Below are 25,285 nucleotides of genomic sequence, written 5' to 3'. Positions count from 1 at the left end.
CGCTCTGCTGCGACTCAGCCGTTGTACGGGCCGTAGTCGTAGTCCTCCAGCGGGACAGCCTGGCCGGAGCCGGTGCCGAAGGGCGAGTAGTCGATGTCGTCGTAGCCGACGGCCGAGTACATCGCGGCCTTGGCCTCTTCGGTGGGCTCGACCCGGATGTTGCGGTAGCGGGCCAGACCCGTACCGGCCGGGATGAGCTTACCGATGATGACGTTCTCCTTGAGGCCGATGAGGCTGTCGGACTTGGCGTTGATCGCCGCATCCGTCAGGACTCGGGTCGTCTCCTGGAAGGAGGCGGCCGACAGCCAGGATTCCGTCGCCAGCGAGGCCTTGGTGATACCCATCAGCTGCGGGCGGCCGGAGGCGGGGTGTCCGCCCTCGGTGACCACACGACGGTTCTCGGTCTCGAACTTCGAGCGCTCGACGAGCTCGCCCGGCAGGAGCTCCGCGTCGCCGGACTCGATGATCGTCACGCGGCGCAGCATCTGCCGGATGATGATCTCGATGTGCTTGTCGTGGATCGACACGCCCTGCGAGTTGTAGACCTTCTGGACTTCGCCGACCAGGTGGACCTGGACGGCACGCTGGCCGAGGATGCGCAGCACGTCGTGCGGGTTGGTGGCACCCATGGTGAGCTTCTGGCCCACCTCGACGTGGTCGCCCTCGTGCACGATGACCTTGGCGCGCTTGGAGATCGGGAACGCCGTCTCCTCGCTGCCGTCGTCGGGCGTGATGACGATCTTCTTCGTCTTCTCGGTCTCCTCGATCCGCACGCGGCCGGCGGCCTCGGAGATCGGGGCGACACCCTTCGGGGTACGGGCCTCGAAGAGCTCGACGACACGCGGCAGACCCTGCGTGATGTCGTCACCGGCCACACCACCGGTGTGGAAGGTACGCATCGTCAGCTGGGTACCGGGCTCACCGATGGACTGGGCGGCGATGATGCCGACCGCCTCACCGATGTCGACCAGCTTGCCGGTGGCCAGCGAGCGGCCGTAGCAGAAGGCACAGGTGCCGACCGCGGACTCGCAGGTCAGGACCGAGCGGGTCTTGACCTCCTCGACGCCGTTCGCGATGAGGGCGTCGATGAGCACGTCACCGAGGTCCACGTTCGCCGGCGCGATGACCTTGCCGTCGATGACGACGTCCTCGGCCAGCATGCGGGCGTACACGGAGGTCTCGACGTCGTCCGCCTTGCGGAGGACACCCGCCTCGTCCTTGACACCGATCTTGAGCTTGAGGCCGCGCTCGGTGCCGCAGTCCTCCTCGCGGATGATGACGTCCTGCGAGACGTCCACCAGACGACGGGTGAGGTAACCCGAGTCGGCGGTACGCAGGGCGGTGTCCGCCAGACCCTTACGGGCACCGTGCGTGGAGATGAAGTACTCCAGAACGGTGAGGCCCTCACGGAAGGACGCCTTGATCGGACGCGGGATGGTCTCGTTCTTCGCGTTCGACACCAGACCACGCATACCGGCGATCTGTCGCATCTGCATCATGTTTCCTCGGGCACCCGAGTCAACCATCATGAAGATGGGGTTCGTCTTGGGGAAGTTCGCGTTCATCGCCTCGGCAACCTCGTTGGTCGCCTTGGTCCAGATCGCGATGAGCTCCTGCGTGCGCTCGTCCTTGGTGATCAGACCGCGCTCGTACTGCTTCTGGACCTTCTCGTCCATCGCCTCGTAGCCCGCGACGATGGCCTTCTTGGCCTCGGGCACGACGACGTCGGAGATGGCCACGGTGACGCCCGAACGGGTCGCCCAGTGGAAGCCGGCCGCCTTCAGGTTGTCGAGCGTCGCCGCCACGATGACCTTGGGGTAGCGCTCCGCCAGGTCGTTGACGATCTCGGAGAGCTGCTTCTTGCCCACCGAGTAGTCGACGAACGGGTAGTCCTCGGGCAGCAGCTCGTTGAAGAGCGCGCGACCCAGGGTCGTCTTCAGACGGAAGCTGTCACCCGGCTGGAACTCCTGCTCGCCCTCTTCGGCGACCGGCGCCACCCAGCCGCGCGGCGGGATGGTGCCCACCGGGAAGCGGATGTCGACGGACGACTGCAGCGCGAGCTCGCCGGCGTCGAACGCCATGATCGCCTCGGCGGTCGAGCCGAACGCGCGGCCCTCGCCCTTGACGTCACGGAGCTCACCGTCGGTGGTCAGGAAGAACAGACCGAGGACCATGTCCTGGGTCGGCATCGTGACCGGACGGCCGTCGGCCGGCTTGAGGATGTTGTTCGAGGACAGCATCAGGATGCGGGCCTCGGCCTGCGCCTCCGCGGAGAGCGGCAGGTGCACGGCCATCTGGTCACCGTCGAAGTCCGCGTTGAACGCGGTGCAGACGAGCGGGTGGATCTGGATGGCCTTGCCTTCGACCAGCTGGGGCTCGAAGGCCTGGATGCCGAGACGGTGCAGCGTGGGCGCACGGTTCAGCAGCACCGGGTGCTCGGCGATGACCTCTTCGAGCACGTCGTACACGACCGTGCGGCCGCGCTCGACCATGCGCTTGGCCGACTTGATGTTCTGCGCGTGGTTCAGGTCGACCAGGCGCTTCATCACGAACGGCTTGAAGAGCTCCAGCGCCATGGCCTTGGGCAGACCACACTGGTGCAGCTTCAGCTGCGGACCGACGACGATCACGGAACGCGCGGAGTAGTCCACGCGCTTGCCGAGAAGGTTCTGACGGAATCGACCCTGCTTGCCCTTGAGCATGTCGCTCAGGGACTTCAGCGGACGGTTACCGGGACCGGTCACCGGGCGACCACGACGACCGTTGTCGAAGAGGGCGTCCACGGCCTCCTGGAGCATGCGCTTCTCGTTGTTCACGATGATCTCGGGGGCACCGAGGTCGAGAAGGCGCTTCAGGCGGTTGTTGCGGTTGATCACGCGGCGGTACAGGTCGTTCAGGTCGGAGGTCGCGAAGCGGCCACCGTCCAGCTGCACCATCGGACGCAGGTCCGGCGGGATCACCGGCACGCAGTCCAGAACCATGCCCTTGGGCTTGTTGCTGGTCTGCAGGAACGCGGAGACGACCTTGAGGCGCTTGAGCGCACGGGTCTTCTTCTGGCCCTTGCCGGTACGGATGATCTCGCGGAGGCGCTCGGCCTCTTCGTCGAGGTCGAAGGACTCCAGCCGCTTCTGCAGCGCGGCGGCGCCCATGCAACCGTCGAAGTACGTGCCGAAGCGGTCACGCAGCTCGCGGTAGAGCAGCTCGTCGCCTTCGAGGTCCTGGACCTTGAGGTTCTTGAAGCGGGCCCAGACCTCGTCGAGGCGGTCGATCTCGCGCTGGGCGCGGTCACGGAGCTGCTTCATCTCGCGCTCGGCACCTTCGCGCACCTTGCGGCGTACGTCGGCCTTCGCGCCCTCGGCCTCAAGCTCGGCCAGGTCGGTCTCAAGCTTCTTGGCACGGCCTTCGAGGTCCGCGTCACGGCGGTTCTCGATCTGCTGGCGCTCGACGGAGACGTGCGCCTCCAGCGACGGGAGGTCGCGGGTGCGGCGCTCGTCGTCGACGAACGTGATCATGTACGCGGCGAAGTAGATGACCTTTTCGAGGTCCTTCGGCGCGAGGTCCAGCAGGTAGCCAAGGCGCGACGGGACGCCCTTGAAGTACCAGATGTGGGTGACGGGAGCGGCAAGCTCGATGTGGCCCATCCGCTCACGACGCACCTTGGCGCGCGTGACCTCGACGCCACAGCGCTCACAGATGATGCCCTTGAAGCGGACACGCTTGTACTTGCCGCAGTAGCACTCCCAGTCCCGGGTCGGACCGAAGATCTTCTCGCAGAAGAGTCCGTCCTTCTCGGGCTTGAGGGTGCGGTAGTTGATGGTCTCCGGCTTCTTGACCTCGCCGTGCGACCAGGTTCGGATGTCGTCCGCGGTGGCAAGGCCGATCCGCAGCTCGTCGAAGAAGTTGACGTCGAGCACTGTGCGTCAATCCCTCTTTCGGGGTCGAGTCTCAATCATGGTCTGAACGGTCCCGGGGATGACGGGGGGCTCTTGAGCGAGCCCCCCGTCAGGCCCGTCAGACCTCTTCGACGCTGCTCGGCTCACGCCGGGACAGGTCGATACCGAGCTCCTCCGCCGCGCGGAAGACGTCCTCGTCGGTGTCGCGCATCTCGATGGACATGCCGTCCGAGGACAGCACCTCCACGTTGAGGCAGAGCGACTGCATTTCCTTGATGAGCACCTTGAAGGACTCGGGAATGCCCGGCTCGGGGATGTTCTCGCCCTTGACGATGGCCTCGTAGACCTTCACGCGGCCGGTGACGTCATCGGACTTGATGGTCAGCAGCTCCTGGAGGGCGTAAGCGGCGCCATAAGCCTCAAGCGCCCACACCTCCATCTCACCGAAGCGCTGGCCACCGAACTGCGCCTTACCACCCAGCGGCTGCTGCGTGATCATCGAGTACGGACCGGTCGACCGGGCGTGGAGCTTGTCGTCGACCAGGTGGTGGAGCTTGAGGATGTACATGTACCCGATCGAGATCGGGTCCGGGAACGGCTCACCGGAGCGGCCGTCGAACAGGCGCGCCTTGCCGGACGGCAGGACCAGGCGGTCACCGTCGCGGTTCGGGATGGTGTGCTCGAACAGGCCGGCGAGCTCGTCCTCACGGGCACCGTCGAACACCGGGGTGGCGACGTTGGTACCGGGCTCGACACGGTCGGCACCGATGACCTTCAGACGCTCGGCCCAGTCCTCCGCGAGGCCGGAGACGTCCCAGCCGCGGCTGGCGAGCCAGCCGAGGTGGATCTCCAGGACCTGTCCCGGGTTCATTCGGGACGGGACACCCAGCGGGTTCAGGATGATGTCGACCGGCGTGCCGTCCTCAAGGAAGGGCATGTCCTCGATCGGAAGGATCTTGGAGATGACACCCTTGTTGCCGTGGCGGCCGGCGAGCTTGTCACCGTCGGTGATCTTGCGCTTCTGGGCGACGTAGACGCGGACCAGCTGGTTCACGCCCGGGGGAAGCTCGTCCCCCTCCTCGCGGTCGAAGACGCGGACACCGATGACCTTGCCGATCTCACCGTGAGGAACCTTGAGCGAGGTGTCACGCACCTCGCGGGCCTTCTCACCGAAGATCGCGCGGAGCAGGCGCTCCTCCGGGGTCAGCTCGGTCTCGCCCTTGGGCGTGACCTTGCCGACCAGGATGTCGCCGGCGACGACGTCCGCACCGATGCGGATGATGCCGCGCTCGTCGAGGTCGGCGAGGACCTCCTCGGAGACGTTCGGGATGTCCCGGGTGATCTCCTCGGGGCCCAGCTTGGTGTCACGGGCGTCGACCTCGTGCTCCTCGATGTGGATCGAGGAGAGGACGTCGTCCTGCACGAGGCGCTGCGACAGGATGATCGCGTCCTCGTAGTTGTGACCTTCCCACGGCATGAACGCGACGAGCAGGTTCTTGCCGAGGGCCATTTCGCCCTCTTCGGTGGCCGGGCCGTCGGCGAGGACCTGGGCCTCGACGATCCGGTCGCCCTCGTTGACGATGACCTTCTGGTTGACCGAGGTGCCCTGGTTCGAGCGGGAGAACTTCGCGACGCGGTACGTGGTGTACGTGCCGTCGTCGTTGGCGACGGTGACGTAGTCGGCCGAGACCTCCTGGACGACACCGTCCTTCTCCGCGCGGATCGAGTCACCGGCGTCGACCGCACAGCGGTACTCCATGCCGGTGCCGACGAGCGGCGCCTCCGCCTTGATGAGCGGAACGGCCTGGCGCATCATGTTCGCGCCCATGAGGGCGCGGTTGGCGTCGTCGTGCTCCAGGAAGGGGATCATCGCGGTCGCGACGGACACCATCTGGCGCGGGGAGACGTCCATGTAGTCGACGTCGTCGCCGGCGATGTAGTCGATCTCGCCGCCACGACGGCGGACCAGCACGCGGTTCTCGGTGAAGCGCATGTCCTCGGACAGGCCGGCGTTGGCCTGGGCGATGACGAAGCGGTCTTCCTCGTCGGCCGTCAGGTAGTCGACGTCGTCGGTGACGACACCGTCGATGACCTTGCGGTACGGGGTCTCGACGAAACCGAACGCGTTGACGCGACCGTAGGACGCGAGCGAGCCGATCAGACCGATGTTCGGGCCTTCAGGGGTCTCGATCGGGCACATGCGGCCGTAGTGCGACGGGTGAACGTCACGGACCTCGAAGCCGGCCCGCTCACGGGACAGACCGCCGGGGCCCAGCGCCGACAGGCGGCGCTTGTGGGTCAGGCCCGAGAGCGGGTTGTTCTGGTCCATGAACTGCGACAGCTGGCTGGTGCCGAAGAACTCCTTGATGGAGGCGACGACCGGCCGGATGTTGATCAGGGTCTGCGGCGTGATGGCCTCGACGTCCTGAGTCGTCATGCGCTCGCGGACGACGCGCTCCATACGAGCCAGACCCGTGCGGACCTGGTTCTGGATGAGCTCGCCGACGTTGCGCAGACGACGGTTGCCGAAGTGGTCGATGTCGTCGGTCTCGACGACGATCGAACGGCCCGACTCACCGATGGTCTCGGTCTCGCCGGCGTGGAGCCGCACGAGGTACTTGATCGTCGCGATGATGTCGTCGGTGGTGAGCACACCGGCGTCCAGCGGCTCGTCGGCGCCGAGCTTCTTGTTCACCTTGTAGCGGCCGACCTTGGCGAGGTCGTAGCGCTTCGGGTTGAAGTAGAGGTTCTCGAGCAGCGTCTGAGCGGCCTCGCGGGTCGGCGGTTCGCCCGGACGCAGCTTGCGGTAGATGTCGAGCAGCGCGTCGTCCTGACCCTGGGTGTGGTCCTTCTCCAGGGTGGCGCGCATGGACTCGTACTCGCCGAACTCCTCGAGGATCTGCTCGGTGGTCCAGCCGAGAGCCTTCAGGAGGACGGTGACGGACTGCTTGCGCTTGCGGTCGATGCGGACACCGACCATGTCGCGCTTGTCGATCTCCATCTCCAGCCAGGCACCCCGGGACGGGATGATCTTGGCGGAGAAGATGTCCTTGTCGGACGTCTTGTCGATGGAGGAGTCGAAGTAGACACCGGGGGAACGGACGAGCTGCGACACCACGACACGCTCGGTGCCGTTGATGACGAAGGTGCCCTTGTTGGTCATGAGCGGGAAGTCGCCCATGAAGACCGTCTGAGACTTGATCTCTCCGGTCTCGTTGTTCGTGAACTCGGCCGTGACGAACAGCGGAGCCGCGTACGTGAAGTCGCGCTCCTTGCACTCGTCGACAGAGTTCTTCGCCGGCTCGAAACGGTGGTCGCGGAAGGTCAGCGACATCGACCCGGAGAAGTCCTCGATCGGCGAGATCTCCTCGAAGATCTCTTCCAGACCGGACTTGGTGGGGACGTCCTGTCCACTCTCAAGCGCCGACTCGACGCGAGACTTCCAGGCTGCGTTTCCGAGCAGCCAATCAAAGCTCTCGGTCTGCAGCGCCAGGAGGTTCGGAACCTCGAGGGGCTCCTTGATCTTTGCAAAGGAGATGCGCAGCGGGGCGGTGCTGGCACCGGTGTTCGTATTGGTCGAGGCGTTGCGCGAGGCGGCCAAGAGGGGGTCCTTCCGAGGGCTCGGACTCACTACGCGCGTACCGGTCCCAGCTGACACAGAAGACAGGCCCCCCAATCCGGCCGGATGACCAGGTCAGGGCGTATCAATCAAGTGTGCTCAAGCGTGGGCATGCCCCTGGCGACGGGCAGGGGGCAGCTAACAGGCAGCGCAAAGGGTCAGTGTAGCCACTTGGCTCACTGATGTCCAGACCAGGTTTCCGGAAACCGGCAACAGGCCTTCCCCATGTCGTCTAAAACGAACCAACCCTGCGTCCAACACTGCGTCCAACACTGCCGCCCTCGTACACAGAGCGCGTATCAGTACTGCCCTCTTCGTAGTCGATCCATACCTCGGATCCTCGACCAGAGCCTCGGATCCCGGACCAGCGGACCGATCTCACATCGGGACTGAGAATTGCGCGCCGCGTGCCGTTCGTCAAGGCCCCCTGCTCCGAGCGGATCATCTCCGGACCCTGCTTCGAGGCAACGAAGATCACCCTACTCCCCAACGAGACCAGGGCAAGTCAGGCACAACGGGTACGCCAAAGGGCGACCACCCTTACGGGTGATCGCCCTTTGAAGAGGCTTCAGAGAGCCTCAGAGGTGTTACTTGACCTCGACAGCCGCGCCGGCAGCCTTGAGGGACTCGGCGGCCTTGTCAGCGGCCTCCTTGGCGACCTTCTCGAGGACCGGCTTCGGAGCGCCGTCCACGAGGTCCTTGGCCTCCTTCAGGCCCAGGGAGGTCAGCTCACGCACGACCTTGATGACCTGGATCTTCTTGTCGCCGGCACCGGTGAGGATGACGTCGAACTCGTCCTGCTCCTCGACGGCCTCGACAGCGGCGCCGCCACCGGCCGGGCCGGCAACCGCGACGGCCGCGGCGGCGGTGACGTCGAACTTCTCCTCGAAGGCCTTCACGAACTCAGAGAGCTCGATGAGGGTCATCTCCTCGAACTGGGCGAGGAGGTCGTCCTGAGAGAGCTTCGCCATGATGGGCGATCCTTCCACTAAATCGGCAGGTGCCGGATGTATATAGAGGCGGGCGTAACGGCCCGCTACGACCCACGCACTAGGCGGCGTGGATCAGTGCGCGAGCCGAATTACTCGGCACCGCCCTGCTCGGCGAGCTTGACGCGAAGCGCTTCCGCGGTGCGGACGAACTTCGACGGCAGCGCCTGGAAGAGCGAGGCAGCCTGAGACTGCTTGCCCTTGAACGCGCCGGCCAGCTTGCTGAGCAGAACCTCGCGGGACTCGAGGTCCGCAAGCTTCTTGATCTCATCGGCGGTGAGCGCCTTACCATCAAGGACACCCGCCTTGATGATGAGGTTCGGGTTGTCCTTGGCGAAGTCACGCAGGCTCTTCGCCGACTCCACCGGGTCACCGGTGATGAAGGCGACCGCGGTCGGACCAGCGAAGTGCTCGTCCAGCGCGGTGATCCCGGCCTGGTTGGCCGCAATCTTGGTCAGCGTGTTCTTCACCACGGCGTACTGGGCGTTCTCACCGAGAGAGCGACGCAGCGTCTTGAGCTGCGCGACGGTGAGACCCCGGTACTCGGTCAGCACGGCGGCGTTCGAGCTCTGGAACGCGTCCTTGAGCTCGGCTACCGCGGCAGCCTTGTTGGGCGTCGGCATAGTGCGTCGGCCTCCTTCCGGGTGATGAGGACCGCTCAGAAGGGGCTGAAATACGAAACGCCCCGGCGCAGGCGCCAGGGCGTAGCTCAACCGGAACGAGTTCCGGGAACTTTCCACAGTCACCTGCGCAGGACGTCCGCAGTTAGCGGATCCTTCGGCCGCCGCACCCTTGCGGGCACGGCAACGACCAGCGGTCTTTGGCTTCCGGGGAAGACTACGTGAAGGGGTCGAGCCGAGGCAAATCGGCCGCGGGGGCGCCCGCCGGACTGGTCGGGAACGGCGGGCGCCACCGGCGGCGTCAGGAGCCCGAGCGCTTCATGACCTCGTCGAAGAGGATCACCTCGCCCTCCGGCGGGGCCGTGATCGCCGGGACGCTGCCGTAGTCGGAGAACGTCGCCGTGGTCTTGCTCTTCCCCTCCTCGCCGGTGGTCACGGAGTCGACGCGGGCGGGGTGCCCGTCGGCGCCGATCCACAGGTCCACCTCGACGGCGGAGATCTTCTTCAGCGCCTCGTGGAGGTACGCGCGGTCCTTCTCCTCCATGACCTTGCCGCTCTCGTCCGCCTTGAGCAGGTCCTCGTTGGTGAGGGCGGCCTTGAAGTGCCGGGTCTCGGCCCCACCGGTCCGCTCGGCGCCGACGAACGTGAGCTTCTGCTGCCCGAGCAGCATCGCCAGGTACTCGGCGGGGTCCTCGTTCAGCCGGACGCCGGGCTTGCCGTCCTTGGCCAGTTCCATCCGCATCCAGATCTTGCCGTCGACCGGCTTGTCCATGTGGCTGTAGACGGTGTCGCCGAGCATGATCGAGCGGGTGTCGCCCTTGTCGCGGGTCAGCGTGATGTCGTGCGTGGACGGGTACCAGCCCTTGGTCCCGGACTGCTTCAGGGTCTTCCCGTCCGCCCCCACGGTCGACAGTTCGACCTTCGCGAATCCGGCCTTCACCGTCTTCAGGTAGGACGCCTTCACGGCTTCCGCGGGCGTCTGGGCCGGGGCGGAGGCCGTGGCCCCCGCCTTCCGGTCCGCGCCGGCCTTGCCCCCGTCGGCCCCGGCCTTGTCCCCGCCGCAGGCCGTGAGGCCGCCCACGAGCAGTACGGCGCCCGCCATGGCGGCGCCGGCCCGTGTCCGGACAGCCTTGTTCATCTGGTCTCCCCCATGTGTGGATCTCTGTACAACTCCCCGACCCTACGCGGAAGATGAGAAATCCCCACATCCACGACGAAACGGGCCCCCCACCCCCGGGAAGGGAGGCGGAGAGCCCGTTGTCACGACGGAGTGCGGAGCGTGGCCGGTCAGGCGCCGCCCTCGCCCGAGCCCTTCATCATCTCGGCGAGGTCCACGACCTGGTCAGCCGGCGGGGCCTGCACGTCGACGGGCTTGTTGTAGTCCGTGAACTTGATCGTCATGTCCGTGGCGCCCTTGGAGCCCTGGCCGCGCGTGCGCACCTGCTTGGTGTGGTTGCTCTCGTCGATCCACATGTCCATGGTCAGGCTGGTGATGCCCTGCTTCTGCAGCTCCTGGAGCGTCTTCTCCCGGCGGTCCTTCGTCGCCTGGTCCTCGCTCGCGGCCGCGGTCTTCATCTGGTCCAGCGTGAGGGTGCCCGCCAGGTGCTTCGTCTTCTGGCCGTCGATGGTCTCCTCGCCGACCAGCTTGACGTCCTTGGACTGGAGCAGGGCGTTCGCCTTGTCACCCGGGTTCTCGGCGTTCTGGGTGCCCTTGCCGGCCGCGTCCAGCTGTGCGGCGGCCTTCGGGTCCATGGACTTCACGTCGAACTTGAGCCACTTGCCCTCGGCGCCGATGTACATGGCGCCGGCGACCAGGCGCATCTCGACGGTCTCCCCCGGGCTGTCCGGCGAGGCCAGCTTCATCGCCATCGCGACGGCCGGCTTCAGCGCCATCGACACCTCGCCCGAGACCGCCCCGTCGGGGGTGGTGCCGGACATCGCGTACCGGAGCGAGGTGATCTCCTCGGACGTCTTCTTCGTGCCCTCCAGCAGCGCGACGGGCGTCGCCGCGGCGGCCCCCTTGCCCGCCGCGGCGGAGGCCGGGGCAGACGCCGAGGCGGTCGCGGCCGCCTTGCCCGAGTCCTTCTTGTCGTTCTTGTCGCCGTTCTCGCACGCCGTGGCCCCACCCACGAGCAGTACGGCGGCCAGCGCCGCGCCGACGGTCTTCTTGCGGTTCGCAAGCATTGGAGTCCCCACCCCTGAAATGATCGTTTCGTTGGTACGACCATACGTTCTACTCCCGGCGGCCACCGAACGGATTTCGGCCGAAAGCTGCCGGAATACGAAGCCGGAATACGAAGAACGGGCCCCTCGCCGCCCTGTGAAGGGGGCGAGGGGCCCGTTCAGCCACTCAGTGAGCCGGGAAGGCTCAGACCGCGGCCGGGTCTTCCTCGACGAGGAGGTTCCGGGTGCGGTTGGAGTCCAGCTGGATGCCGGGACCCATCGTGGTGCTCAGGGCGGCCTTCTTGATGTAGCGGCCCTTCGCGGCGGACGGCTTCAGACGGAGGATCTCGTCCAGGGCCGCGCCGTAGTTCTCGACCAGCTGCTCATCGGAGAAGGAGACCTTGCCGATGATGAAGTGCAGGTTCGAGTGCTTGTCGACGCGGAACTCGATCTTGCCACCCTTGATCTCGGTGACAGCCTTCGCGACGTCCATCGTGACGGTGCCGGTCTTCGGGTTCGGCATGAGGCCACGGGGACCGAGCACGCGGCCGAGGCGGCCGACCTTGCCCATGAGGTCCGGGGTGGCCACAACGGCGTCGAACTCGTTCAGGCGGTTGCCCTTGGCGATCTCGTTGATCAGCTCGTCATCGCCGACGATGTCGGCGCCGGCGGCTTCCGCGGCCGCAGCACGGTCACCGGTCGCGAAGACCAGGACCCGGGCGGTCTTGCCGGTGCCGTGCGGGAGGTTCACGGTGCCACGGACCATCTGGTCGGCCTTGCGCGGGTCGACACCCAGGCGGAAGGCGACCTCGACGGTGCTGTCGAACTTGGTCGCGGAGGTCTCCTTGGCGAGACGGACGGCCTCGAGCGGGGCGTACAGCTTCTCCCGGTCGACCTTGGCGTCCGCAGCGCGGAGAGTCTTGCTGCGCTTCACTTCTGCTCCTGTGTTTTGGCTTCAGGCATGGAGTCGTGGTGCGGACCAGCGCTTGGTCCTACCACTGGTGGTGCTGGGGGTGGCTGGATCAGCCTTCGACCGTGACGCCCATCGAACGCGCGGTGCCGGCGATGATCTTCATCGCGGCGTCGACGTCGTTGGCGTTGAGGTCGGGCATCTTCAGCTCGGCGATCTCGCGGACCTGGGCGCCGGTGAGCTTGGCGACCTTGGTCTTGTGCGGCTCGCCGGAGCCCTTCTCGATGCCCGCGGCCTTCAGGATGAGGCGCGCGGCCGGCGGGGTCTTCGTGATGAAGGTGAAGGAGCGGTCGTCGTAGACCGTGATCTCCACCGGCACGACCATGCCACGCTGCGACTCGGTCGCGGCGTTGTAGGCCTTGCAGAACTCCATGATGTTGACGCCGTGCTGACCGAGCGCGGGGCCGACCGGCGGAGCCGGGTTGGCCGCACCGGCCTTGATCTGGAGCTTGATAAGCCCCGTGACCTTCTTCTTCTTGGGAGGCATTGCTCTCTCCGGGTCCTAGTGAGAGTTTTTCGCCGCCAATCCGGTCATCCGGATGGAGGCATACCGCACCACGATAACGGGTATCGGAGCGGGGCTAAAAACCGAGCAGGTCAGACCGCCCTTCGCGGGGCGATCTGACCTGTCCGGAAGCGTTGTCTCAGAAGATCAGTTCTTCTGAATCTGGTCGAAGCTCAGCTCGACCGGGGTCTCGCGGCCGAAGATCTCAACGAGGCCCTTGACCTTCTTCGAGTCCGGGTTGATCTCGTTGATCGTCGCCTGCAGCGTGGCGAAGGGGCCGTCGGTGACGGTGACCGAGTCGCCGACCTCGAAGTCCAGGACCTCGATGGTGCGCTTGACGGCGGGCGCGGGCAGACCGGCCTCTTCCGCGGCGGCCTTGGCGGCCTTCTCCTGCGCCTCCGGGGCGAGCATCTTGACGATCTCGTCCAGGGTCAGCGGGTACGGGTCGTACGCGTTGCCGACGAAGCCGGTGACGCCAGGCGTGTTGCGGACGACGCCCCAGGACTCGTTCGTCAGATCCATGCGGACGAGAACGTAACCGGGCAGCTTGTTCTGCCGGACGTTCTTGCGCTCGCCGTTCTTGATCTGGACGATCTCTTCCTCGGGCACCTCGGCCTGGTAGATGAACTCCTCGACGTTCAGCGAGACGGCGCGCTGCTCCAGGTTGGCCTTCACGCGCTTCTCGTAGCCCGCGTAGGTGTGGATCACGTACCACTCGCCGGGGAGCAGGCGGAGCTCCTCGCGGAGGGCCTGGATGGGGTCGACGGGCTCGGCGGGGGCGGCCTCCTCGGCCTCTTCCCCGTCGGTGTCGGCCTCGGCCTCGACGTCGCCCTCGTCCTCGGCGGCGTCGTCTTCGGCAGCCTCGGTGTCGTCGTCGTCAGCCTCGGTGTCGGCGGCGTCCTCAACGTCGGCGTCAGCCTCGTCCTCGACGTGCAGCGCGGCGTCCTCCGCGGCGATGCCGGCCTCGGCGTCGGCGAGCTCGGCCTCATCGGGGTCCACAGCGTCTGCAGCCTCGACGATGTCGAGCTCGTCCTCGACGGACTCGACGGAGTCGGGGCTCACGTTCAGGTTCGGGTCAGACACGGTGGCTGCTTCTTCCTGGATACAAAAGGTGGTCGAACATGCGAAAACGGGCGGCACCCATCAAGGCGCCGCCCTCCGCGGGGATCAGCCGAAGACGAACTTGATGGCTTGCTGGAACCCATAGTCAATCACGGTCACCAGACCGATCATGATGACGACGAAGACAATCACCACGGTGGTGTACGTCGTGAGCTGGTTCCGAGTGGGCCAGACAACCTTGCGGAGTTCCGCGACGATCTGACGGTAGAACAGCGCGAGCCGGCCCAGAGGGCCCTTCTTGCCGCGCTTGCCGCCCTTGCGGGCCTTCTTCTCGCGGGTGTCGTCCTCGGCATCAGGCATGTCGATGGAGCCCAGGGCGTCCGTCATGTCTCTCACCTGAATCCGGGTCGTGGCCGTAGCCGCGCCCGGTTGCGCCGCACGGCGTTGCATCGAAGTACGTACCTGCGCACACGTCCGAGAAGGAGTGTGGAGCAGGGCCGGAGGGACTCGAACCCCCAACCGCTGGTTTTGGAGACCAGTGCTCTACCAATTGAGCTACGACCCTTTGCGTTCCCCAACCTACCGCATCCGAGCGAGTGCACGGAGTGCTCACGCTCTGGGGCGATCGGCGGGGGCCAACGACAGGTGAGTGTACGTGGTCCGGGCCCTGACGTCGAACAGAAGCCGCCGGAAGATCGTCGGCGGGCTCAGGAGCGCGTGTGAGATCGCCATGCGGACCCATCGCGTCCGCTCACTGAAACGGTGTGCGGGGCTTCAAGGACGTCTGGGACGATTGGCCGCATGACCTCTGCTACGCCTTCCTCCGAGCGCCGCGTGTCCGCCCGTATCGGCGCCATTTCCGAGTCAGCCACCCTCGCCATCGACGCCAAGGCCAAGGCGCTCAAGGCCGCCGGGCGCCCGGTGATCGGCTTCGCCGCGGGCGAGCCCGACTTCCCGACCCCGGACTACATCGTCGAGGCCGCGATCGAGGCCTGCCGCAACCCGAAGTTCCACCGCTACACGCCGGCCGGCGGTCTGCCCGAGCTCAAGACCGCGATCGCCGCGAAGACGCTCCGCGACTCCGGCTACGAGGTCGACGCGTCGCAGATCCTGGTCACCAACGGCGGCAAGCAGGCGATCTACGAGGCGTTCGCGGCCATCCTCGACCCGGGCGACGAGGTCATCGTCCCGGCGCCGTACTGGACCACCTACCCGGAGTCGATCCGCCTCGCGGGCGGTGTCCCGGTCGAGGTCGTCGCCGACGAGACCACCGGCTACCGCGTCTCCGTGGAGCAGCTGGAGGCCGCGCGGACCGAGCGGACGAAGGTCGTCCTGTTCGTCTCCCCGTCCAACCCGACGGGCGCCGTGTACCCGGAGGCCGACGCGGAGGCCATCGGCCGCTGGGCCGCCGAGCACGGCCTGTGGGTGCTGACCGACGAGATCTACGAGCACCTGGTCTACGGCGACGCGAAGTTCGTCTCGCTGCCGGCGATCGTGCCCGAGCTGCGCGACAAGTGCATCGTCGTCAACGGCGTCGCCAAGACGTACGCCATGACGGGCTGGCGGGTGGGCTGGGTCATCGGCCCGAAGGACGTCATCAAGGCCGCGACCAACCTGCAGTCGCACGCCACCTCCAACGTCTCCAACGTGGCCCAGGTCGCGGCGCTGGCCGCCGTCTCCGGGAACCTGGACGCGGTCGCCAAGATGCGCACCGCCTTCGACCGGCGCCGCCAGACGATGGTGCGGATGCTGAACGAGATCGAGGGCGTCTTCTGCCCGACCCCGGAGGGCGCGTTCTACGCGTACCCGTCGGTCAAGGAGCTCCTCGGCAAGGAGATCCGCGGCAAGCGCCCGCAGAGCAGCATCGAGCTCGCGGCCCTGATCCTGGACGAGACCGAGGTCGCGGTCGTCCCGGGCGAGGCCTTCGGCACCCCGGGCTACCTGCGCCTCTCGTACGCCCTGGGCGACGAGGACCTGGTGGAGGGCGTGTCCCGCATCCAGAAGCTGCTGGCGGAGGCCAAGGCCTAGAGCGGCGCGCGGAACCGTTCCCGGAGCGGCGGCACCCCACGGGGGTGCCGCCGCTCCGGCGTTCGCGGCTCCCGCGGGCTCCCGCGACCCTCGGATTCGCGTTCGGGCAATGTCCCGTTCAGGTAATGCGCTGCCAATCGGGTGACATATGCGGCAGGATCACCGGATGGAGCACGTACGCGATCTCACGCTTCTGCCGAAGGCCCACCTCCACCTGCACTTCACCGGGTCGATGCGCCCATCGACCCTGCTGGAGCTAGCCGACAAGTACGGCGTGCGCCTCCCCGACGCGCTGACCGCCGGCGAGCCGCCCAAGCTCCGCGCCACCGACGAGCGCGGCTGGTTCCGCTTCCAGCGGCTCTACGACGCCGCCCGCTCCTGCCTGCGCGAGCCCGACGACATCCGGCGCCTGGTGCGCGAGGCCGCGGAGGAGGACGTCCGGGACGGCAGCGGCTGGCTGGAGATCCAGGTGGATCCCACCTCCTACGCCCCGCTGCTCGGCGGCATGATCCCGGCCGTCGAGATCATCCTGGACGCCGTCGACGCCGCCTCCCGCGAGACCGGGCTCGGGATGCGCGTCCTGATCGCCGCGAACCGGATGAAGCACCCCCTGGACGCCCGTACCCTGGCCCGCCTCGCCGTCCGCTACGCCGACCGCGGCATCGTCGGCTTCGGCCTCTCCAACGACGAGCGCCGCGGCATGGCCCGTGACTTCGACCGGGCCTTCGCCATCGCCCGCGAGGGCGGCCTGCTCGCCGCCCCGCACGGCGGTGAGCTGACCGGCCCCGCCTCCGTCCGCGACTGCCTCGACGACCTGCACGCCGCCCGCATCGGGCACGGCGTGCGGGCCGCGGAGGATCCCCGCCTTCTCAAGCGGCTCGCCGACCGGCAGATCACCTGCGAGGTGTGCCCGGCCTCCAACGTCGCCCTCGGTGTGTACGAGCGGCCCGAGGACGTCCCGCTGCGGACCCTCTTCGAGGCCGGGGTGCCGATGGCGCTGGGCGCCGACGACCCGTTGCTGTTCGGGTCCCGGCTGGCCGCGCAGTACGAGATCGCGCGCCGGTACCACGCCTTCACGGACGCGGAGCTCGCCGAGCTGGCGCGGCAGTCCGTACGCGGTTCGGCCGCGCCCGAGGACGTACAGGCGAAGCTGCTGGCCGGGATCGACCACTGGCTGGCCCCGTAGCCGTCAGCGGGTGAGCCGCAGGTCGCCCTCCCAGCAGTCGGCGCGCACGCGGTCGCCGTCGGCGAAGCCGATCTCCAGGTGGGTGCGCCCGGTCTGCGGGGCCGCGAACTCGGCGACGGTCGCCACGGTGTGGCCGAGGTGGCGCAGGAAGGGGTGGTAGCCGAGGTCCTCGCCGACCTCGATGCGGCCCCACTCCCCCATGTCGTACGGCTCGTGCGGGGTGGCGGACTCCACGATGAGGCACCAGTCGGACCCGGTGGTGATCCGGGTGGACTCGCCCTCGCTGTCGATCAGCCAGACGTCGAGCGGTGCCTCGGAGCGTTCGCCTTCGTAGACGTGCCACGACGCGACGATGCCGCTGATCGTGCGTCCCACCAGGCGGGTGGGGTCCGTTCCGGCACCGTGCAGGGGGCATTGCATGGCGCGCCCGGGCTCCTTCAGATGCTGACGCCGACCGTCACCGGCTCGTTGACCAGGGTGACGCCGAAGGCCGCGTGGACGCCCGCGACGACCTCGCGGGCCAGGGCGAGGAGGTCCTCGGTGGTGGCCTGGCCGCGGTTGGTCAGGGCGAGGGTGTGCTTGGTGGAGATGCGCGCGGGGCCGGCGCCGTAGCCCTTGGTGAATCCGGCCTTGTCGATCAGCCAGGCCGCGCTGGTCTTCGTACGCCCGTCGCCGGCCGGGTAGGCGGGCGGGGCGGTGTCGGGGCCGAGGCGGTCCTGGACGCGGGCGAGGAAGGCGGCGTACGCCTCGTCGCCGAGGACCGGGTTGTGGAAGAAGGAGCCGGCGGACCAGGTGTCGTGGTCGGCGGGGTCCAGCACCATGCCCTTGCCGGCGCGCAGCCTCAGCACGGTGGCGCTGGCGGTGGCGGCGGGCACCCGGTCGCCGGCCTCGACGCCGAGCGCGCGGGCGGTCTCGGGGTACTTGATCGGCGCGGACAGCCCGCCGGCGTCCTCCAGGGCGAAGCGGACGCGGAGCACGACGTACCGGTCGGGCTGGTCCTTGAAGGTGCTGTTGCGGTACGAGAACGCGCACTCGGCGGCGGTCAGCGTGACCGTCTCGCGGCGGGTGCGGTCGTAGGCGACGACCTCGGTGATGGTGTCGCAGACTTCCTGGCCGTACGCCCCGACGTTCTGGATCGGGGTGGCGCCGGCGGAGCCGGGGATGCCGGCGAGGCATTCGACGCCGGCGAGGCCCGCTTCGACCGTACGGGCGACGGCCGCGCTCCAGTTCTCCCCGGCGGCGAGCTCCAGGGTGGTGCCCGTCAGGGTGAAGCCGGTGGTCGCGATGCGCAGGGCGGTGCCGTCGAAGCCCTGGTCGCCGATGACCAGGTTGCTGCCGCCGCCGATGACGAGGAGCGGGGTCCCGCTGTCGTCGGCCGCGCGGACGGCGTCGATCACGTCGGCGTCGGTGACCGCGGTGACCAGGCGGGCTGCGGGACCACCGAGGCGGAAGGTGGTCAGCGGGGCGAGGGGGGCGTCGTGGAGTTCCTGCACGTGCACAAGAGTACGGTCCGTGCCCCTCGCATCCCTGCGGGGCCACGGACCGTACTCGCCCGGCGCGCTCGGCTCGGGCCGGATGGTCAGTGGGCCGGCGCCTTGTCGAGGACGACGAGCTCCTCGCGGGCTGCCGCCCCGGCGGCGGCCGGGCGCCGGCTCTGTTCCTTCGCCTTGGAGGGGAGCAGCAGGGCGAACAGGGAGGCGGCGGCGACGGCTCCCGCGCCGATCCACAGGGCGGGGACGGTGCCGTCGGTGAAGGCCTGCGGGCTCTCGTAGCCGCCCTGGGCGGAGAAGACGGAGGCGAGGACGGCGATGCCGAGCGCGCCGCCGACCTCGCGCAGGGCACTGTTGGTGCCGGAGGCCTTGCCCTGGTCGGCGGGGGCCACGGTGGCCATCAGGGCGTAGGAGGCGGGGGCGAAGTACAGACCCATGCCGATGCCGCTGAGGATCAGGGCGGGGAGCTGGGCGGTGTACGACATGTCGGCGGACAGGGTCATGGCGTACCAGGCGAGCCCGGTGGCCTGGAAGGCGAGACCGGCGGAGATGACGGGTCGACTGCCGATCCGGTCGGCGAGGATGCCCGCGATCGGGGAGACGATCATCGGCATGCCGGTCCAGGGCAGCATGCGCAGTCCGGCTTCGGCGGGCGAGTAGCCGGAGACGCCCTGGAAGTACTGGCTGAGCAGGAAGATCGAGCCGAACATGCCGACGAACATCAGCAGGCTGGCGAAGTTGATCCCGAAGAAGCCACGGTCGCGGAAGAGGCGCATGGGGAGCATGGGGTTGGCGCTGCGGAAGCCGTGACGGATGAACCACCCGACGAGCGCGGCGCCGCCGATCAGGCCGGTGAGGACGGGGGCGCTGGTCCAGCCGTGCGCGTTGGCGTTGACCAGGCCGTAGACGATGCCGAAGAGGCCGCCGCTGATGAGCAGGGTGCCCGGGATGTCGAGGCGGGACTGGGGGGCCGAGGACTCGGCGAGGCGGAGGCGGGCGAGCGGGATCAGGGCGAGGCCGATGGGGACGTTGAGCCAGAAGATCCACTGCCAGGACATGTGCTCGGTGAGGCTGCCGCCGATGAGGGGGCCGCTGGCGACGGCGAGGCCGGTGACGGCTCCGTAGATGCCGAGGGCCATGCCGCGGCGGGCGGCCGGGACGGCGGCGGTGAGCAGGGTGAGGGTGAGCGGCATCATGATCGCGGCGCCGACGCCCTGGACGGCGCGGGCGGCGATCAGTTCGTCGATGCCGGGCGAGAGGGCGGCGGCGGCGGAGGCTCCGGTGAAGACGGCGAGGCCGGCGATGAAGAGCCTGCGGCGCCCGAAGCGGTCACCGAGGGCGGCGCCGAACATGAGCAGGACGGCGAAGGTGAGGGTGTAGGCGTTCACCGTCCATTCGAGGTCCTCCAGCTTCCCGCCGAGGTCCTCGCGGATGGCGGGGAGGGCGGTGGTGACGACGAGGTTGTCGAGGGCCGCCATGAATCCGGCGGTGGCGGTGATGAGAAGCGCCCAGACGGCGGGCCCCCGGAGCCGGGCGCCGTCGGTGACGGCGCCGGAGGCGGTGGCGGTGTGCGTGGTCACGATTTCCCCCTGGAAGTCTTTGTTAGTGATTACTGACTAACTTTCGTGCCCATACGAACGGGCGGACGGCGCCGGCCGGACGACCGGGGCCGCGGCCGGGGCCGCGGAGCCCCCGCCCTCACTCCTGCGCCCCCTCTTCCCCCTTGGCACGGACGGGCTTGGCGGCGGGATAGCAGCCCGCCCAGACCCGGTGCTCGGGCGGGAAGCCGAGGGCGGAGAGGGTGTTGATGAGCATTCCGTGCGCCATGAAGCTCGTGGCCGCTTCCACATCTCCCCCGAGGGGCATGCGGACGGTGTCCCACAGCCCCTCCCAGCCGGCCCGCACCAGCCGGCCGAACTCCAGCTCCCCGGCGGCCTCGGCGGCGGCGACGGTCACGTTGACCTGGAGCTGCATCTGGAGCTTGTCGGGGTGCTCGGTGATCAGCTTCATGTAGGCGTCCCCCATGGCGCCGAGCGCCTCGTCGCCGGTGCGGCCCTCGGCGGCCTCCTCGAAGACGAGCCGGATGTCCTCCATGCAGCGCGTGGTGGCGGCCAGGAAGATGGCCTGCTTGTTCGGGAAGAGCCGGAAGAGATACGGCTGCGAGACCCCGACGCGCTTGGCGATCGCCTCGGTGGAGGTCCCGTAATAGCCGCGACGGGCGAACTCGTGCATCGCCGCGCGAATGACGCTCTCGCGCCGCTCTTCTGCGCTCATCCTTGCCATGATTCGAAGTTAGTGCTCAATCACTAACTTCGTCAACTGGGGGGTGGGGGTGGGAGCGGGGTTGGGCGGGGTTGGGAGGCGCGAGCGGGGTTGGGCGGGGTTGGGAGGCGCGAGCGGGGTTGGGCGGGGTTGGGAGGCGCGAGCGGGGTTGGGGTGGGGTTGGGGTGGGGCCAGGGTTGGGAGGGGCGAGCGAGGTTGGGGGTGGGAGCGGGATGGGGAAGCAAGAGCGGGGTCGAGGGAACCGGGGTGGGGGTGCGCATGAGTTTCATCGGCCGCCGCCGGGCCGGTGGTGGGCTGAGGTACAAGCGTGACCTGCAAGAAGAGGCCCGCCGGGGGCTGAGGCCGGCCGTCACCCGCCGACTCGTGCGTGGTGGCCGCCCAGACAAACCCCTGGTGCCCAAACACGCCCCCGGTGCGCCGAGGATCCCCCTGCGCCCGGACGATCCGCCGGGGCCCGGAGAGTCCCCTGACGCCCGGACGATCCGCCGGGGCCCGGACGGTCTCCCGATGCCCGGACGATCCGCCGGGGCCCGGACGGTCTCCCAATGCCCGGACGATCCGCCGGGGCCCGGACGGTCCCCAACGCCCGCACGACCCGCCAGGGCCCGAACGGTCCCCTGACTCCAGGACGATCCGCTGACTCCCGGACGGCCCGCTGGCGCCCGAACGGTCCCCGGTGCGCGGACGACCCGATGGGGATGGTGATGGCGACGGTGGGCGGAGGGACCGCCGGGACCAGGCCGACCCACCAGGGCCCAGAGGCGATCTCCGGGTGCACGGTCGATCCGATGATGCGCGGAGGGACGCCGGGATCAGGCCGGCCCACCAGAGCCCAGAGGTGGTCCCTCCCAGAGGGACCACCGACCGGTACAACCAAAGGACCACCGACCGGTACGGCCAGGAAGCGCTCCGGCCCGCGCGCGGACCCTCGGGTTCAACCGGACGGCGGCAGGGGCGTCTGATCGCCCGGGAGATCGAACCGGCGGGTAACGGCCGACGCCAGCCCCGGGCGGCCCTCTTCTTGCAGGTCACGCTTGTACCTCAGCCCACCACACACCTGAAGGCCGCCCACGCACCGCCACCAAGGCCGGACCGGCCCCACAACCCGGCCGGGCCGGGCCGGACGGCGGGCCGCCCCGAGCCAGCCCGGCCCCGGCCCAGCCCGCACCGCACCGGGCCGGCCCCGGCCCAGCCCACCCCGGTCCCGGGACCTCAGTGCAACGAGCCACCCGGAGTCGCCCCGGGCTCCGTTCCGACACCGGTCGGGCGCCTATCCAGCACCACCCCGGGCACGGGCCCGGCCTCAGCCCAGCTGGACGACCGCGCGGGACATGCCCAGGACCTTCTGGTCCGCGCTCATCGCCGTCAGGTCCACGCGGACGCGGTTGTCGTCCAGCTTCACGGCCACCTTCGCCGAGACCTCGATCACCGCGCCCCGCTCGTCGTTGGGGACCACGACCGGCTTGGTGAACCGGACGCCGTACTCGACCACCGCACCCGGGTCGCCGACCCAGTCGGTGACGACGCGGATCGCCTCGGCCATCGTGAACATGCCGTGCGCGATCACGTCCGGCAGTCCGACCTCCTTGGCGAACTTCTCGTTCCAGTGGATCGGGTTGAAGTCGCCCGAGGCCCCCGCGTACCGCACGAGCGTGGCGCGCGTCACGGGGAAGGACCCCGACGGCAGTTCGGTGCCGACCTCGACGTCGGCGTACTGGATCTGCGCGGTCATCTCAGGCCTCCTCGGGGGCGCGGGACACGAGCTTCGTCCACGCCGTCACCACGTGCTCGCCGGTCTCGTCGTGGACCTCGCCGCGGATGTCGATGATGTCGTTGCCCGCCATCGACTTCACGGCCTCGATCGTGGAGGTCACCGAGAGACGGTCGCCGGCGCGCACCGGGCGGGTGTACGCGAACTTCTGGTCCCCGTGCACGACCCGGCTGTAGTCCAGACCCAGTTGCGGGTCCTCGATGACCTGGCTCGCCGCCGTGAATGTGATGGCAAACACAAAGGTCGGGGGGGCGATCACGTCCATGTGCCCGAACGCCTTGGCCGCATCGGGGTCGGTGTAGACGGGATTGGCGTCACCCACCGCTACCGCGAATTCACGGATCTTCTCCCTGCCGACCTCGTACGGATCGGTGGGCGGGTAGCTCCGCCCCACGAAGGACTGGTCGAGCGCCATGGCTCACTACCTCCTGATTGAAGGGACTCGAAAACAACCGGAACAACAAAGACGGCTGCGGAAACGACACAAGGCCGCCCCCAATGAAGGGGACGACCTCATGACGGTGCCTGTATTTGAGACTTCGCTGGGGTCAGCGGGTCTCGCGGTGCGCGGTGTGCGAGTTGCAGCGCGGGCAGTGCTTCTTCATCTCCATGCGGTCCGGGTTGTTACGCCGGTTCTTCTTGGTGATGTAGTTCCGCTCCTTGCACTCCACGCAGGCCAGCGTGATCTTCGGGCGGACGTCGGTGGCAGCCACGTGAGTGCTCCTTGACGGACAATTGGGACGGATGAACGCATACAAGAGTAGCCGACCGGGAGACCGACCCCGCAATCGGCTACTGTGTGTAGCGGCGACCGGACTTGAACCGGTGACACAGCGATTATGAGCCGCTTGCTCTACCGACTGAGCTACGCCGCTTTGATGTGATCAGCCCCCCACCCGAGGGTAGGGAACCTCTCTCACCAGAGCCCCAATGCGGAATCGAACCGCAGACCTTCTCCTTACCATGGAGACGCTCTACCGACTGAGCTATTGGGGCGAGCGAGGAAGACATTACACGGTTGCGCGCCCATCGCCCAAATCCTTTGGGAGGACCGGGCTCCGAGGGGGTCCGGTCGGCATTTCCGATCAAGGACGAGAGGCCTCCCGAGCCGATTTCGGCCCCTTTTGTGACCGGGCTCACCACCGGCCCTCCCCGTCACCGGTTCCGCATCCGCCCCAAGCGCCACGCGCCGCGCTCGCCCCACCCCTTCGCCCCACCTCTCCGACCCGGCGCCTCCGCCCGAGCGCCAGGACGTGCACCACACCGGTACGACTATTGCGCTCCTCCGCGAAGCGGGCACCCCGGCCCCCTAGGCTCTGACCACGCTGCGTGATCTTGGGCCGCGGGCCACGGGCCACAACCCCGCCCAGGAACCGCCCGAGCCACCGCAGGAGCGCGATGTCCGACAGCCAGCCGCAGCAGCCGTCCCACTCCCCGCGCAGCGGCCGCGGCGGCGAGGGCTGCGGCGGGAACGCGGCCGCCGCCGAGTCCACCGGCCTGCTGCTCGCCGGGGCCCGCCTCACCGACGGCCGCACCGTCGACGTCCGGCTCGGCGGCGGCCGGATCCAGGCCGTCGGCACCGCGGGCAGCCTCCCCGCCCCCGCCCTCTCCCGCGTGGACCTCGGCGGCTACCTGCTGCTCCCCGCCCCCGCCGAGCCGCACGCCCACGGGGACACCGCGCTGACCGCCGACGGCGAGGGCCCGGTCTCCTACACGCCCGACGAGGTCCAGCGCCGCGCCACCGAGGCGGCCCTGCTCCAGCTCGGCCACGGTGCGACGGCCCTGCGGTCCCACGTCCGGATCGGCGACGTGCACGGCCTCGGCCCCATGGAGGCCGTGCTCCAGGCCCGCCGTTCGCTGCGCGGCCTCACCGACCTCACCGCCGTCGCCGTGCCCCGCCTCCTCACCGGCGTGGCCGGGGCCGACGGGCTCGCCCGGCTGCGCGACGCCGTGAAGATGGGCGCCGCCGTGATCGGCGGCTGCCCGGACCTGGACCCCGACCCGACGGGCTTCCTCGAAGCCGTCCTGGAACTCGCCGCCGAGCACGGCTGCCCCGTGGACCTGCACACGGACGGTGACGATCCCGCCCGCCTGGCCCGGCTCGCGGCGATGTCCGGCGGGCTGCGCCCCGGGGTCACCATCGGCCCCTGCGGCGGCCTGTCCCGGCTCCCGCTGGAGGCGGCGCACCGGGCGGCCGACCAGCTGGCCGCCGCCGGGGTACGGGTGACCTGCCTGCCCCAGGGGGACTGCGCGGCCCTGGAGCGCCGGGGCCTGCGCACCGCGCCCGTACGGCTGCTGCGCGCCGCCGGGGTCCGGGTCGCGGCCGGGAGCGGGGCGCTGCGGGACGCCGGGAACCCGGTCGGCCGCGGGGACCCGCTGGAGGCCGCGTACCTGCTGGCCTCCCAGGGCGGGCTGCGCCCCGCCGAGGCGTACGCGTCGGTCAGCGCCGCCGCCCGCGAGGCGATGGGGCTGCCGGAGGTACGGGTGGAGGCCGGCTTCCCGGCGGAGCTGCTCGCCGTGCGCGGGGACCGGATCGCGGGCGTGCTGTCCCTGGCGTACAGCCGGATCGTGATCCACCGGGGGCGGGTGGTAGCCCGTACGAGTGCCGTGCGGGAGTACTGCGACTCCGCCGTCGCGGTGGCCCTGGACCTGCCCCGGCAGGGCCGGATGGAGCCCGGGCCCTGAGCGTCCGCCCGCCGTTCGCGG

General features: G+C 68.8%; 20 protein-coding genes and 3 tRNA genes. 3 read left to right on the top strand and 20 right to left on the bottom strand.

Features of this window, described 5'->3' with window-relative positions:
• Positions 1 to 14: 14 nt before the first annotated feature.
• The 11 genes from EES41_RS21655 to EES41_RS21600 all read right to left on the bottom strand — a co-directional run bounded on the left by EES41_RS21655 (position 15) and on the right by EES41_RS21600 (position 14,386).
• Positions 15 to 3,914, bottom strand: coding sequence for a DNA-directed RNA polymerase subunit beta' (locus tag EES41_RS21655; RefSeq protein WP_123079953.1), 3,900 nt, complete (start codon positions 3,912 to 3,914; stop codon positions 15 to 17).
• Between the two features lie 97 nt (positions 3,915 to 4,011).
• On the bottom strand, positions 4,012 to 7,494 hold the full coding sequence (gene rpoB / locus EES41_RS21650) for a DNA-directed RNA polymerase subunit beta (protein WP_008739728.1): 3,483 nt from the start codon (positions 7,492 to 7,494) through the stop codon (positions 4,012 to 4,014).
• A gap of 605 nt (positions 7,495 to 8,099) precedes the next feature.
• A complete protein-coding gene (rplL, locus tag EES41_RS21640) occupies positions 8,100 to 8,483 on the bottom strand; it encodes a 50S ribosomal protein L7/L12 (protein WP_037792014.1) in 384 nt (127 codons plus the stop codon).
• A 110-nt stretch (positions 8,484 to 8,593) separates the two neighbouring features.
• Positions 8,594 to 9,124, bottom strand: a complete 531-nt coding sequence (rplJ, locus tag EES41_RS21635) for a 50S ribosomal protein L10 (protein WP_008739730.1) — start codon at positions 9,122 to 9,124, stop codon at positions 8,594 to 8,596.
• Between the two features lie 298 nt (positions 9,125 to 9,422).
• Positions 9,423 to 10,259 carry a hypothetical protein gene (locus tag EES41_RS21630; RefSeq protein WP_123079952.1) on the bottom strand — a complete coding sequence of 279 codons (837 nt, stop codon included), beginning with the start codon at positions 10,257 to 10,259 and terminating at the stop codon, positions 9,423 to 9,425.
• Between the two features lie 149 nt (positions 10,260 to 10,408).
• Complete coding sequence (locus tag EES41_RS21625; RefSeq protein ID WP_250569404.1) at positions 10,409 to 11,305, bottom strand: LppX_LprAFG lipoprotein; 897 nt, start codon at positions 11,303 to 11,305, stop codon at positions 10,409 to 10,411.
• 184 nt (positions 11,306 to 11,489) lie between these two features.
• The gene (gene rplA, locus EES41_RS21620) at positions 11,490 to 12,218 is read right to left on the bottom strand and encodes a 50S ribosomal protein L1 (protein ID WP_030710300.1); all 729 of its coding nucleotides are present in this window, start codon (positions 12,216 to 12,218) and stop codon (positions 11,490 to 11,492) included.
• Positions 12,219 to 12,306: 88 nt separating this feature from the next.
• Complete coding sequence (gene rplK, locus EES41_RS21615; protein ID WP_008739735.1) at positions 12,307 to 12,741, bottom strand: 50S ribosomal protein L11; 435 nt, start codon at positions 12,739 to 12,741, stop codon at positions 12,307 to 12,309.
• 165 nt (positions 12,742 to 12,906) lie between these two features.
• Positions 12,907 to 13,842 (bottom strand): transcription termination/antitermination protein NusG, encoded by a 936-nt coding sequence (gene nusG / locus EES41_RS21610; protein WP_123079951.1) that lies wholly within the window; start codon positions 13,840 to 13,842, stop codon positions 12,907 to 12,909.
• A gap of 84 nt (positions 13,843 to 13,926) precedes the next feature.
• On the bottom strand, positions 13,927 to 14,208 hold the full coding sequence (gene secE, locus EES41_RS21605; protein ID WP_037792022.1) for a preprotein translocase subunit SecE: 282 nt from the start codon (positions 14,206 to 14,208) through the stop codon (positions 13,927 to 13,929).
• Positions 14,209 to 14,313: 105 nt separating this feature from the next.
• A tRNA-Trp gene (locus EES41_RS21600) sits at positions 14,314 to 14,386 on the bottom strand.
• 236 nt (positions 14,387 to 14,622) lie between these two features.
• Here EES41_RS21600 and EES41_RS21595 point away from each other — a divergent pair.
• Together EES41_RS21595 and EES41_RS21590 are read left to right on the top strand one after the other, a co-directional pair.
• Positions 14,623 to 15,849, top strand: coding sequence for a pyridoxal phosphate-dependent aminotransferase (locus EES41_RS21595; protein ID WP_123079950.1), 1,227 nt, complete (start codon positions 14,623 to 14,625; stop codon positions 15,847 to 15,849).
• 166 nt (positions 15,850 to 16,015) lie between these two features.
• A complete protein-coding gene (locus tag EES41_RS21590; protein ID WP_123079949.1) occupies positions 16,016 to 17,035 on the top strand; it encodes an adenosine deaminase in 1,020 nt (339 codons plus the stop codon).
• Between the two features lie 3 nt (positions 17,036 to 17,038).
• Here the strand turns inward: EES41_RS21590 and EES41_RS21585 are convergent, their stop codons facing one another.
• The 9 genes from EES41_RS21585 to EES41_RS21545 form a co-directional block, all read right to left on the bottom strand.
• The gene (locus tag EES41_RS21585; RefSeq protein WP_123079948.1) at positions 17,039 to 17,455 is read right to left on the bottom strand and encodes a hypothetical protein; all 417 of its coding nucleotides are present in this window, start codon (positions 17,453 to 17,455) and stop codon (positions 17,039 to 17,041) included.
• 17 nt (positions 17,456 to 17,472) lie between these two features.
• Entirely contained in the window at positions 17,473 to 18,534 is a 1,062-nt protein-coding gene (locus EES41_RS21580; RefSeq protein WP_302186165.1) for a UDP-N-acetylmuramate dehydrogenase, read from the bottom strand.
• A gap of 80 nt (positions 18,535 to 18,614) precedes the next feature.
• A complete protein-coding gene (locus EES41_RS21575) occupies positions 18,615 to 20,024 on the bottom strand; it encodes an MFS transporter (protein ID WP_123082619.1) in 1,410 nt (469 codons plus the stop codon).
• A 199-nt stretch (positions 20,025 to 20,223) separates the two neighbouring features.
• Positions 20,224 to 20,808, bottom strand: coding sequence for a TetR/AcrR family transcriptional regulator (locus EES41_RS21570; protein ID WP_123079947.1), 585 nt, complete (start codon positions 20,806 to 20,808; stop codon positions 20,224 to 20,226).
• 1,303 nt (positions 20,809 to 22,111) lie between these two features.
• Positions 22,112 to 22,540 (bottom strand): MaoC family dehydratase, encoded by a 429-nt coding sequence (locus EES41_RS21565; RefSeq protein ID WP_037798039.1) that lies wholly within the window; start codon positions 22,538 to 22,540, stop codon positions 22,112 to 22,114.
• Between the two features lies 1 nt (position 22,541).
• Positions 22,542 to 22,994 (bottom strand): MaoC family dehydratase N-terminal domain-containing protein, encoded by a 453-nt coding sequence (locus tag EES41_RS21560; protein WP_073794641.1) that lies wholly within the window; start codon positions 22,992 to 22,994, stop codon positions 22,542 to 22,544.
• A 133-nt stretch (positions 22,995 to 23,127) separates the two neighbouring features.
• Positions 23,128 to 23,292, bottom strand: a complete 165-nt coding sequence (rpmG, locus tag EES41_RS21555; RefSeq protein WP_007265873.1) for a 50S ribosomal protein L33 — start codon at positions 23,290 to 23,292, stop codon at positions 23,128 to 23,130.
• Between the two features lie 89 nt (positions 23,293 to 23,381).
• Positions 23,382 to 23,454: transfer RNA gene (locus tag EES41_RS21550), tRNA-Met, on the bottom strand.
• 48 nt (positions 23,455 to 23,502) lie between these two features.
• Positions 23,503 to 23,575: transfer RNA gene (locus tag EES41_RS21545), tRNA-Thr, on the bottom strand.
• Between the two features lie 402 nt (positions 23,576 to 23,977).
• Between EES41_RS21545 and EES41_RS21540 the strand changes: the two genes are divergently transcribed.
• Positions 23,978 to 25,264, top strand: a complete 1,287-nt coding sequence (locus EES41_RS21540; protein ID WP_174261717.1) for an amidohydrolase family protein — start codon at positions 23,978 to 23,980, stop codon at positions 25,262 to 25,264.
• Positions 25,265 to 25,285 lie beyond the last annotated feature (21 nt).

Origin of the sequence: Streptomyces sp. ADI95-16, assembly GCF_003721495.1 — a bacterium.
Taxonomy (GTDB): Bacteria; Actinomycetota; Actinomycetes; order Streptomycetales; family Streptomycetaceae; genus Streptomyces; species Streptomyces goshikiensis.
The sequence above is the reverse complement of the archived record's forward strand: the minus strand, read 5'-3'. Positions and strand labels throughout refer to the sequence as shown.

Coding starts and splice junctions, on each gene's coding strand:
- EES41_RS21570 (WP_123079947.1), bottom strand. CDS start 20,808: ATGGCAAGGATGAGCGCAGAAGAGCGGCGCGAGAGCGTCATTCGCGCG.
- rplL (WP_037792014.1), bottom strand. CDS start 8,483: ATGGCGAAGCTCTCTCAGGACGACCTCCTCGCCCAGTTCGAGGAGATG.
- EES41_RS21565 (WP_037798039.1), bottom strand. CDS start 22,540: ATGACCGCGCAGATCCAGTACGCCGACGTCGAGGTCGGCACCGAACTG.
- EES41_RS21585 (WP_123079948.1), bottom strand. CDS start 17,455: ATGCAATGCCCCCTGCACGGTGCCGGAACGGACCCCACCCGCCTGGTG.
- EES41_RS21625 (WP_250569404.1), bottom strand. CDS start 11,305: ATGCTTGCGAACCGCAAGAAGACCGTCGGCGCGGCGCTGGCCGCCGTA.
- rplK (WP_008739735.1), bottom strand. CDS start 12,741: ATGCCTCCCAAGAAGAAGAAGGTCACGGGGCTTATCAAGCTCCAGATC.
- EES41_RS21560 (WP_073794641.1), bottom strand. CDS start 22,994: ATGGCGCTCGACCAGTCCTTCGTGGGGCGGAGCTACCCGCCCACCGAT.
- EES41_RS21630 (WP_123079952.1), bottom strand. CDS start 10,259: ATGAACAAGGCTGTCCGGACACGGGCCGGCGCCGCCATGGCGGGCGCC.
- EES41_RS21590 (WP_123079949.1), top strand. CDS start 16,016: ATGGAGCACGTACGCGATCTCACGCTTCTGCCGAAGGCCCACCTCCAC.
- EES41_RS21595 (WP_123079950.1), top strand. CDS start 14,623: ATGACCTCTGCTACGCCTTCCTCCGAGCGCCGCGTGTCCGCCCGTATC.
- secE (WP_037792022.1), bottom strand. CDS start 14,208: ATGACGGACGCCCTGGGCTCCATCGACATGCCTGATGCCGAGGACGAC.
- EES41_RS21540 (WP_174261717.1), top strand. CDS start 23,978: ATGTCCGACAGCCAGCCGCAGCAGCCGTCCCACTCCCCGCGCAGCGGC.
- rplJ (WP_008739730.1), bottom strand. CDS start 9,124: ATGCCGACGCCCAACAAGGCTGCCGCGGTAGCCGAGCTCAAGGACGCG.